This window comes from Actinomadura fibrosa (assembly GCF_900659615.1).
GTDB lineage: Bacteria > Actinomycetota > Actinomycetes > Streptosporangiales > Streptosporangiaceae > Spirillospora > Spirillospora fibrosa.
Window position 1 is genome coordinate 1 of sequence record NZ_CAACUY010000296.1, and the last position, 9,665, is coordinate 9,665.

The 9,665-nt window shown below is 74.3% G+C and carries 10 protein-coding genes and 1 tRNA gene; 8 read left to right on the top strand and 3 right to left on the bottom strand.

Going from position 1 to position 9,665, the window contains the following annotated elements; genetic code table 11:
- The 4 genes from E1300_RS43490 to E1300_RS43505 form a co-directional block, all read left to right on the top strand.
- Positions 1-738: GNAT family N-acetyltransferase (locus E1300_RS43490; protein WP_131763132.1), on the top strand; the 738-nt coding region annotated here is incomplete at its 5' end.
- A gap of 171 nt (positions 739-909) precedes the next feature.
- A tRNA-Asn gene (locus E1300_RS43495) sits at positions 910-980 on the top strand.
- Between the two features lie 28 nt (positions 981-1,008).
- Complete coding sequence (locus tag E1300_RS43500) at positions 1,009-1,449, top strand: HNH endonuclease (protein ID WP_131763133.1); 441 nt, start codon at positions 1,009-1,011, stop codon at positions 1,447-1,449.
- A gap of 193 nt (positions 1,450-1,642) precedes the next feature.
- Positions 1,643-2,686, top strand: coding sequence for a VldE C-terminal domain-containing protein (locus tag E1300_RS43505; protein WP_242619775.1), 1,044 nt, complete (start codon positions 1,643-1,645; stop codon positions 2,684-2,686).
- 34 nt (positions 2,687-2,720) lie between these two features.
- On the opposite strand, the gene E1300_RS43510 is transcribed toward E1300_RS43505, so the two are convergent.
- Positions 2,721-3,773, bottom strand: a complete 1,053-nt coding sequence (locus E1300_RS43510) for a Gfo/Idh/MocA family oxidoreductase (RefSeq protein WP_131763134.1) — start codon at positions 3,771-3,773, stop codon at positions 2,721-2,723.
- A 148-nt stretch (positions 3,774-3,921) separates the two neighbouring features.
- On the opposite strand from E1300_RS43510, the gene E1300_RS43515 reads away from it, so the two are divergent.
- Both E1300_RS43515 and E1300_RS43520 read left to right on the top strand, forming a co-directional pair.
- Complete coding sequence (locus E1300_RS43515; RefSeq protein WP_131763135.1) at positions 3,922-5,568, top strand: FAD-dependent oxidoreductase; 1,647 nt, start codon at positions 3,922-3,924, stop codon at positions 5,566-5,568.
- Positions 5,565-6,989 carry an ATP-binding protein gene (locus E1300_RS43520; RefSeq protein ID WP_131763136.1) on the top strand — a complete coding sequence of 475 codons (1,425 nt, stop codon included), beginning with the start codon at positions 5,565-5,567 and terminating at the stop codon, positions 6,987-6,989. The genes E1300_RS43515 and E1300_RS43520 overlap by 4 nt, the downstream gene beginning before the upstream one ends.
- 16 nt (positions 6,990-7,005) lie before the next feature.
- Here the strand turns inward: E1300_RS43520 and E1300_RS43525 are convergent, their stop codons facing one another.
- Positions 7,006-7,434, bottom strand: a complete 429-nt coding sequence (locus tag E1300_RS43525; RefSeq protein WP_242619776.1) for a VOC family protein — start codon at positions 7,432-7,434, stop codon at positions 7,006-7,008.
- Between the two features lie 31 nt (positions 7,435-7,465).
- On the opposite strand from E1300_RS43525, the gene E1300_RS43530 reads away from it, so the two are divergent.
- The gene (locus E1300_RS43530; RefSeq protein ID WP_131763137.1) at positions 7,466-7,954 is read left to right on the top strand and encodes a MarR family winged helix-turn-helix transcriptional regulator; all 489 of its coding nucleotides are present in this window, start codon (positions 7,466-7,468) and stop codon (positions 7,952-7,954) included.
- 76 nt (positions 7,955-8,030) lie between these two features.
- Here the strand turns inward: E1300_RS43530 and E1300_RS43535 are convergent, their stop codons facing one another.
- Positions 8,031-8,825: a class II aldolase/adducin family protein gene (locus tag E1300_RS43535; protein WP_165503256.1), complete on the bottom strand. Its 795-nt coding sequence runs from the start codon at positions 8,823-8,825 to the stop codon at positions 8,031-8,033.
- A 130-nt stretch (positions 8,826-8,955) separates the two neighbouring features.
- On the opposite strand from E1300_RS43535, the gene E1300_RS43540 reads away from it, so the two are divergent.
- Positions 8,956-9,665: RsbRD N-terminal domain-containing protein (locus E1300_RS43540; protein WP_503104947.1), on the top strand; the 710-nt coding region annotated here is incomplete at its 3' end.

A 9,665-nucleotide genomic window follows, 5' to 3' on the forward strand; every position in this document is an offset into this window, starting at 1 on the left:
GAGATCGACGTCCGGGTGCGCCCCGGGTGGCGGCGCCGCGGGCTCGGCGCCCGGCTGCTGGCCGTGGCCGCCGAGGGGCTGCGGGCCGACGGCCGGTCCAGCGTGATCGCGCAGGTCCTCGCGGGCACCCCCGCCGTCCCGTTCCTGGAGTCGCACGGCTTCGAGTGCGTGCTGACGCTGAAGGGCATGCTGCTCCAGCTGGACGAGGTCTCCCCGGAGCGGGTGGCGCGGCTCGTCGCCGAGGGCCCCCGCGGGTACCGGCTCGTCCGCTGGCGGGGCGTCGTCCCCGACGAGCACGCCGACGCGCTCGCCCACGCCAAGACCGCGATGGCCGACCTCGCCGAGTACGAGGGGACGCCCTGGGACGCGCACCGCGTCCGCGAGATGGCCGAGGTCGTCGCCAAGCGCGGCGACGAGCTCTACACCGTCGCCGCGCTCGCCGGCGACGCCATCGCCGGCTTCACCGAGGTCGTCGTCCCGGCGGACGCCGCCGGCCGCGCCGCGCAGTACGACACGGCGGTCGCCCCGGAGCACCGGGGGCGGCGGCTCGGCCTGTGGGTGAAGGCCGCGATGCTCCAGTGGCTCGCGGCCGAGCGCCCGGAGGTCCGCGAGATCGAGACCGACAACGCCGGCGACAACGCGCACATGATCGCCGTCAACGAGGAGCTCGGCTTCCGCGTGGAGCGTGAGTCGAGGGAGTACCAGGCCGCGGTGAGCGCGCTCCCGACCGCCGGCTGACGCGCTCCCGACCACGGGCTGACGCTCCCGACCGTCGGTGCCGGCGCGCCTCCCGGGTTCCGGCCCCCCGCCGCGCCGGACCGAAAATGCCTTGCCGCCTCCGCCCCCGTATCGGCACTCTGATGACGTCTCCCGGGAAAAGCCCGGAAGGCAGCAGAATTGCCGGACCATTCCTTCGTAGTTCAACGGCAGAACGCCGCACTGTTAATGCGGATATCCAGGTTCGAATCCTGGTGGAGGAGCGGCACGCGGGCTTGGGGAGGTGACCCGATGAACGTGCTCGTCCTGAACGCGTCGTACGAGCCCCTGCAGAAGGTGGACCTGCGGCACGCCATCCGCATGCTGGTGCGCGAGGTGGCGGTCGTCGAGGAGGCGGAGGAGGGGCGCAGCATCGGCCGCTTCCCGGTGCCGCGGGTGCTGCGGCTCGTCCGCTACGTGGCGATGCGGTGGCGGCACGGCCGGCGCCCGCCGTGGAGCAAGCGGGGCGTCTACCTGCGCGACCGGGGCCGCTGCGGGTACTGCGGGCAGCGCGGCAACACGATCGACCACGTCCACCCGCAGTCGCGCGGCGGAGGGAACACCTGGGAGAACACCGTGCTCGCGTGCGGCCGGTGCAACAACCGCAAGGGCGACCGGACGCCCGCCGAGGCCGGGCTGCGGCTGCGCTGGGAGCCCCGGGCGCCGCGCTGGGAGGACCTCGTCGACCTGTGACGGGCGCCCCGGCGAACTGAACCCGGGGCGGGGAAGGGCCGTACCACCGACCGGCGGTACGGCCCTTCGTATAGGGTCGTCACGATTTCGTAGTCTTGATGTTACTCTATGTGTTCTCTGATGCTTATGAGGCTAATAGGGCGATTGTGGTAGCGTGCCGCCAATTGTGAGGCCTGTTATCTAGGAGAGATCTGTGGCCGCCCTCGATCCCCTCGGCAGGACGGCGCCCGCGTCGGCGCGCCCCTCCGGCGGGCGCCGGACGATGCGGCGCCTCGCCGCGCTCGCGCTCGTGGCGGGGGTGTCGGCGGTCCTGCCGCCCGTCACCGGCAGCGCCGCCGGCGTCCCGTCGGCGCCCGCCGAGAAGAAGGACCTGAAGAAGGAGTACGCGAAGCTGAAGAAGCGCGCGGACGCCCTGTCGAAGGAGTACCGGGGCGAGCTCGTCTCCCTGGAGGAGGCCAAGAAGGCCGCCGAGCGGGCGGGCGCCGACGCCGAGCGGGCGGGCCGCGACTACGAGACCGCGCGCGCCGGCGTCGCCCGGCTGGCGTCCACGACCTACATGACCGGCCGGCTCGACACGATCCCGATGATCACCGCGGCGGAGCCGGGCACGGCGGTCCGGGACGCGGCGGTCATCGAGCACATCAGCCGCAACAACGGGCGCCGGGTCCAGAACCTCCAGGCGCTGACGAACCAGGCCGCGCAGTCCCGGCAGGCGGCGCAGGCGAAGCTGGACGCGGTCCGCAAGGAGATCGAGGACCTGGAGGGCCAGCGGACCCGCGTCCGCAAGCTGCTCGCCAAGTACAAGCCCGAGGCCACCCGCACGAAGGCGCCCGCCGGAGGCGGCCGGCCCGACGGTGCCAGCGGCGCGAAGTCGCCGATCGTCGGCAACTCGATGACCGCGCGGATGCGGACGGCGCTGCTCGCGATCGACGGGCGGTTCGGGCCGTTTCCGACCATCGGCTGCTCCCGCCCCGGCGACCCGCAGGACCACGGCTCGGGCCGCGCCTGCGACTTCATGGAGAGCACCGGCGGGAAGATGCCGAGCGCCTCCGCCCAGGCCCACGGCGACCAGGTCGCCCAGTACGTGATCAGCAACGCGTCGCGGCTCGGGATCAAGTACGTCATCTGGAAGCAGCGCATCTACGACATGCGCGGCAGCGGCGGATGGCGCGCCATGGAGGACCGCGGCAGCATCACCGCCAACCACTTCGACCACGTCCACGTCTCCGTCCTCTAGCGAGGCGACGGCGCCGGGACGGCGGCGGGGCGGCTCAGGGCCCGGGCGCCACGACCGCCGCCTCGCGGGACGAGCGGATCGCCGCCTCGACGGCCTCCAGGCCGGCGATCGCGTCGGCGAGCGCCACGGGCGGCGGCGCGCCGTCCCGCAGCGTCCGGACGACCCCGGCGTAGAACTCCTGGTAGGCGCCGTCCTCGGTGGGTTCGGGGCGCTCGTCGCCGGGCGTGCCGACGCGGCCGTACGCCTCGGGGTCCGCGACGCCGAACCCCGGGTCCGCGGGGGTGCGGCCCGCGCGGAGGGCGTCCTCCTGCCCGTCCATGCCGAAGACCTCGTAGGCGGCGCGGTCGCCCAGCACGCGGAACCGCGGGCCGAGGCGCGCGGCGGTCGCGCTCATCCACAGATGGGACCGGACGCCGCCGGCGTGGGCGAGGGCCACGAACACGTCGTCGGGGGCCGCCGCGCCCGGCCGGCGGGCGTCGATCTCCGCGTACACGCGCTCGGGGCGGCCGAACAGCGCGATCGCCTGGTCGATCAGGTGCGAGCCGAGGTCGTAGAGGATGCCGCCCGCGTCGCGCGGGTCGCCGCTCTCCTTCCACCCCGCCTTGACCTTGGGACGCCACCGCTCGAAGCGGGACTCGAACCGCAGCACGCCGCCGAGGGCGCCCTCATCGACCAGCCGCCGCACGGTGCGGAAGTCGCCGTCCCAGCGCCGGTTGTGGAAGGGGATCACCGGGAGGCCCCGGACGGCGCTCAGCGCGGCCAGCGAGCGGGCGTCGGCGGCGGTCGCGGCGACCGGCTTGTCCAGCACGACGGGCAGCCCCGACGTCAGCGCCGTCCGGGCCAGCGGCACGTGCTGCCGGTTCGGCGCCGTGACCACCACGAGGTCGTAGGCGCCGCCGGCCTCCCACAGCCGGTCGGCGCTGTCGAGGATCCTCGTCTCGGGATACCGCTCCCGGACGGCCCGCTGCCGTTCCGGGTTCCCGGTGACGACGGCGGCGAGCCGGAGCCCGGGCACCGCGGACACGAGCGGGGCGTGGAACACCGACCCCCCGGTGCCGTAGCCGATCAGCGCAACACGCAGGTCCATGCCCGAATTCTGGCCGATGGCGCTCCGGGCGCCGGGCGCCGGGGTCGGCCCCGGGCCGGAAACGCCGTGCCCGGCCCGTCCCGGGCATGGCGATACGCCCGGTTCCACGTAGGCTTTCCGCTGGGATGTACGGATCGAGGGAGACGCGTTGTCCAAACCAGTCCTGCTGACGGTCGACGACGACCCGGGCGTGTCCCGGGCCGTGGCGCGGGACCTGCGCCGCAGGTACGCCGAGTCGTACCGGATCGTCCGCGCCGAGTCGGGCCCGCAGGCGCTGGACGCGCTGCGCGAGCTGCGGCTGCGCGGCGACGACACCGCGATGCTGCTGGCCGACCACCGGATGCCCGAGATGACCGGGGTCGAGTTCCTGGAGCGGGCCATGGACCTGTTCCCGTTCGCCCGCCGGGTCCTGCTGACGGCCTACGCCGACACCGAGGCCGCCATCCGCGCGATCAACGTGGTCGACCTCGACCACTACCTGCTGAAGCCGTGGAACCCGCCGGAGGAGAAGTTCTACCCGGTGATCGACGCCCAGCTCGACGCCTGGCGGCGCACCGACCGGAAGGTCCCGGACCAGCTCCGCGTCGTCGGCCACCGCTGGGCGCCGCGGTCGTACGAGATCCGCGACTTCCTGGCCCGCCACCAGGTGCCCTACACCTGGCTCATGGACGGCGACCCCGAGGGCGCCGAGCTCGTCGCCGCCGCCGGGTCGCCGGAGCTCCCGATCGTCGTGACCGGCGACGGCACCGTGCTGTCCGCGCCGGACGACGCCGAGCTGGCCGCCGCGATCGGGCTGCCGACCTCGCCGTCCACCGACTTCTACGACCTGGTCGTGGTCGGCGGCGGCCCGTCCGGGCTCGGCGCCGCCGTGTACGGCGCGTCCGAGGGCCTGAAGACCGTCGTGGTCGAGCGGCGGGCGCTCGGCGGCCAGGCGGGGCAGAGCTCCCGCATCGAGAACTACCTCGGCTTCCCGGACGGGGTGTCCGGCGCGCAGCTCGCCGACCGGGCCCGCCGCCAGGCCGACCGGTTCGGCGCCGAGCTGCTCCAGGCCGGCGAGGTCACCGCGCTGGAGACGCGCGGCACCGCCCGGGTGGTGCGGCTCGCGGACGGCACGGAGATCGCCGCGCACGCCGTCATCCTCGCCACCGGCGTGTCGTACCGGCGGCTCAGCGCGCCCGGCGTCGACGAGTTCGTCGGCCGCGGCGTCTTCTACGGCGCCGCCCTCACCGAGGCGCCGTCCTGCGTGGACGAGGAGGTCGCGGTCGTCGGCGGCGCGAACTCGGCCGGGCAGGCCGCCGTGTACCTCGCCAGGTACGCCAAGAAGGTGCACATCGTCGTCCGGGCGGACGGCCTGGAGAAGTCGATGTCGCACTACCTGATCGAGCAGATCGCCGCGACGCCCAACATCGAGGTGCACACCGGCAAGACGATCTGCGGCGCGGAGGGCGCGGACCGGCTGGAGCGGCTCACGTTCGCGTGGCCGGGCGGCCTGAAGACGATCGACGCGCACTGGCTGTTCGTGTTCATCGGCGCCGAGCCCGGCACCGGCTGGCTCGACGGCTGCGTCGAGCGCGACGAGCGCGGCTACGTGCTGACGGGCCCCGACCTCGTCGCCGGGGGCCGCCGCCCGGCCGGCTGGCCGCTCGCCCGCCAGCCCTACCACCTGGAGACGAGCGTGCCCGGGGTGTTCGCCGCCGGCGACGTCCGGTCGGAGTCGATGAAGCGGGTCGCCTCCGCCGTCGGCGACGGCGCGATGGCGGTCGCGCTCGTCCACCGCTACCTGGAGCAGACGTGACCACCGCGACGCCGGACGAGCTGCGCGCGCTGTTCCTCTTCGAGGACCTCGACGACGAGCAGCTCGGCTGGCTGTCGCGGTACGGGACGGTCGAGGAGCACCCCGAGGACGGGGTGATCTGCGCGCAGGGCGATGCGGCCGACTTCTTCTACGTGCTGCTCGACGGCGAGATGGTGCTGAGCCAGAACGTCCGGGGCCACGTCGTCGAGGTCAGCCGGACGTCGCGTCCCGGCACCTACGGTGGCGCCGTCCAGGCGTACCTGGACGAGAAGATCGAGCAGAACTACCCGCACACGCTGCGCGCGACGCGGCCGTCGCGGGTGTTCGCGCTGCCCGCCCGCAAGTTCGCCAAGGCCGTGCGCGTGTGGTTCCCGATGGCGACGCACCTGCTCGCGGGCGTCTTCTTCGGGATGAACAACCTGCGCCGCACCGTCGACCAGCGCGAGCGCCTCACCGCGCTCGGCACGATCACCGCCGGGCTGACGCACGAGCTGAACAACCCCGCCGCGGCCGCCGCGCGGGCCAGCGCCGAGCTCGGCGAGCGGCTGCTCGGCGCGCAGCGGCGGCTGGCCGAGCTCGCGGCGCAGGGCGTGGACTGCACCCATCTGGCCGCGCTGGTCACGCTGCGCGCCGACCTGCTCCGCTCCGCCGCGCCGGCGGCCCGGCGCGGCCCGCTGGAGGTCAGCGACGCCGAGGACGAGCTCGGCGACTGGCTCGACGAGCACGGCGTCGAGGACGCCTGGGACCTCGCGCCCGGCCTCGTCGCCGCCGGCATCGGCACCGCCGAGGCGGCGGAGGTGGAGGCCGCCGCCGGCGAGCACGTGCCGGCGGCCTTCCGGTGGCTCGCCGAGGTGCTGGAGGTCGCCCAGCTCCAGGCGGAGATCTCCGAGGCCGTCGGCCGCATCACGACCCTGCTGGACTCGGCCCGGCAGTACTCCCAGATGGACCGTGCCACGCACGCGCGCGCCGACCTCCGCGAGCTGCTCGACAGCACGCTCACCATGCTCAAGCGCAAGATCGGCAAGGGCGTCACGGTGAAGACCGACTACGACCCCGATCTGCCGCCCGTCCCCGTCCACGCCGCCGAGCTGAACCAGGTGTGGACAAACCTGATCGTCAACGCGCTCTACGCGATGGGCGGCTCGGGGACCCTGACGATCCGGACGGCCCGGGAGAACGACAACGCGCTCGTGGAGATCGGCGACACCGGGCCGGGCATCCCGGAGGAGAACCTGACGCGGATCTTCACGCCGTTCTTCACCACCAAGCCGGTCGGTGAGGGGACGGGCCTCGGCCTCGACATCTCCTGGCGGATCGTCGCCGACCGCCACGGCGGCGACATCCGGGTCGAGTCGGCCCCCGGCGACACGCGCTTCCAGGTGCTGCTGCCCCTCACCGAGGACGCGGCCGTCCTGGCCTGACGGCCCGGGCTCAGGCTCAGTACGACTGGAGTTCCAGCAGGTTCCCATCGGGGTCGCGCAGGTGGGCCGTGCGCAGGCCCGGCCCCCACTCGGGACGGTCCCTCGGCTCCGTCACGGGGGAGGCGCCGAGCTCCAGCAGCGCCTTCGCCGCCGCGTCGACGTCGTCCACCCGGAAGACGAGCATGGAGCGGTCCCGGTCGCGCGCCGGCGGCGAGCCGGCCGTGCCCACGGCCGCCGCCACCGTGTCGCGTCCCATGAGCACGAGGACCTTCTCGCCGCCGAGGTCCCAGTCGGCGTACGCCGCCTCGGGCAGCACCTTCGCGGGGCCGACGCCGAGCAGCTCCCGCAGCGCCGCCTCGTAGAACGCGGCGCAGGCCGCGAAGTCGTCCACCAGCAGGCGCGGGTACAGCGCGTCCATGCCGTTCTCCATTTCGTGGGTGTCCACCAACGATTGGTGCGCCCCTACAATAGCGCGCATGGACGAGACGCCCGACCCGGGCCCGGGACGGCTGCCGCCCCGGCTCTGGGGGATCACGACGTTCGTGCTGGCCCAGGTCGGGCGCGCGGGCCGGGCCCGGATGGGCCGGATGATGGACGAGCACGGCCTCGGGCTGTGGCACTTCGCCGTCCTCGCCGCGCTGGACGACTCCGGGCACGCCTCGCAGCGGGAGCTGGGCCGGCGGCTGCGCATCGACCCGAGCGACCTCGTCGAGGTGGTCGGGCGGCTGGAGGGCGCCGGGCTCGTCCGGCGCGAGCGCGACCCGGCGGACCGCCGCCGCTACGTGGTCGAGCCGACGGCCGAGGGGCGGGCCGAGCTCGACGCGGTCGCCGCCCGCGCCGCGGAGCTCGACGCGGAGCTGCTCGCCCCGCTGGACGCCGCGGACCGGGCCGCCTTCGCGCGCATGGCCCGCGTCCTCCTCGCCCACCACGACCCGCGCGCCCGGCCCTCGCCCGCCGCCGAATGACGCCTCGCTGGCTCGGGCACGGCGAAGGCCCCCGCCCGAACGAGGGCGGGGGCCTTACGGGCGAACGTCGCCGGACCTAGTCGAACAGGTCGGGCTGCTCGCGGACGATCTGGTCGTGCAGGGGCTGGTAGTTGATCCAGCCGACCAGGTCGTTGCCGATCTGCTGGTGGGTGAGGACGGCGTTCTCGTGCTCGATCGGGACGACCTGCCCGGCGGCCTTGGCGAGGAGCTGCACCTGGCACGAGCGCTCCATGGTGATGAACCACCAGGCGGCGGCGTCCACGCTGTCGCCGACGGTCAGCAGCCCGTGGTTGCGCAGGATGACGGCCTTGGAGTCGCCGAGGGCGGCGGCGATGCGCTTGCCCTCCTCCAGGTCCGTCACGACGCCGGTGTAGTCGTCGAACAGGCCGTGGTCCTGGTAGAACGCGCACACGTCCTGGGTGATCGGCTCCAGCTTCTGGCCGAGCGCGGAGATCGCGCGGCCGTGCGTGGAGTGGCTGTGCGCGGCGGCGACGACGTCCGGGCGGGCCTGGTGCACCTGGGAGTGGATCGCGAACGCCGCCTCGTTGACCGGGTAGCGGCCCTCGACGACCTTGCCCTCGTGGTTCACGAGGATCAGGTCGCTCACCGTGATGTGCTTGAAGGACATCCCGAACGGGTTGACCCAGAAGCAGTCGGTGCGCTCGGGGTCGCGGGCGGTGATGTGCCCGGCGACGCCCTCCTCGAAGCCGAGCTTGCCGAAGATCCGCAGCGCGGCCGCGAGCCGCTCCTTGCGGTGGCGGCGCTCCTCCTCGACGGTGTCGAACGAGGGCGGCAGCCGGAAGATCAGGTCGGTCGGCAGCTTCTCGATGAACTTCTCGTCCTCGGACATGGGGGCTCTCCTTGGCGCGCTTGTTCTACGCCCACCGAACACCAGGAGGGGACGGGGCCGCTAGGGGGCGCCGCCCAAGCCGGAGCCGCCCCGTTGTCCGTCCGGGACAACGGCCGCGCAGAATGGGGGCATGCATGGAGGGGAGGAGACCGGCGAGAGCGACCGGTTCCTGCGGCTGCTGATCGAGCGCGGCGACGACCCGGTGACGCTGGAGGCGACCGTCCGCGCGGCGCGGAGCCGGTCCGAGCTGGTGGCGGCGCTGCCCGTGGAGGAGACCCGGCGGCACACGCGGGCGCTCGTCCGCGGCGTCCTCGCGGCCCTGGAGACCGGCGGGCCGGGCGAGGACGTCCTCGCCGCCGCGGGACGGCTCGGCTCCGACCGCGCCCGGCAGGGCGTGCCCGTCGCCGCGCTCCTGGACGGCTTCCAGGCGGGCCGGGCGCACCTCGTCCGGTCGCTCGTCGCCGACGGCCGCCGGACCGGGGTCCCCGACGGGGTGCTGCTGGACGGCGTGTCCCGCATCGACGAGATCACCACCCGGCTCGTCCACCGGATGGTGCACGCCCACCGGATCGCCGAGCTGGAGATGGCCCGGACGACCCGCGAGAGCCGCGTGCAGATGCTCCGGCAGCTCCTGCACGGCGAGGCCGTCCCGGTGCTCGCGCCGCTCGACCCGGCGGCCGCCTACCACTGCGTGGTGTCCGACGTCAGCGATCCCGCGGTCGCCGCGCGGCTGGAGGCCGCGCTGACCGCGGCGGGCCCCGGCCTCTGCGGGCTCGTGGACGGGCGGTTCGCGGCGCTGGTCGCCCGGCTGCCGGAGCCGCCGCCCGCCGGGCCGCTGCT

What these genes read in the sequence shown, in the direction of transcription:
- E1300_RS43500 (WP_131763133.1), top strand. Translation starts at nt 1,009, where the DNA reads ATGAACGTGCTCGTCCTGAACGCGTCGTACGAGCCCCTGCAGAAGGTG.
- E1300_RS43535 (WP_165503256.1), bottom strand. Translation starts at nt 8,825, where the DNA reads ATGTCCGAGGACGAGAAGTTCATCGAGAAGCTGCCGACCGACCTGATC.
- E1300_RS43530 (WP_131763137.1), top strand. Translation starts at nt 7,466, where the DNA reads ATGGACGAGACGCCCGACCCGGGCCCGGGACGGCTGCCGCCCCGGCTC.
- E1300_RS43510 (WP_131763134.1), bottom strand. Translation starts at nt 3,773, where the DNA reads ATGGACCTGCGTGTTGCGCTGATCGGCTACGGCACCGGGGGGTCGGTG.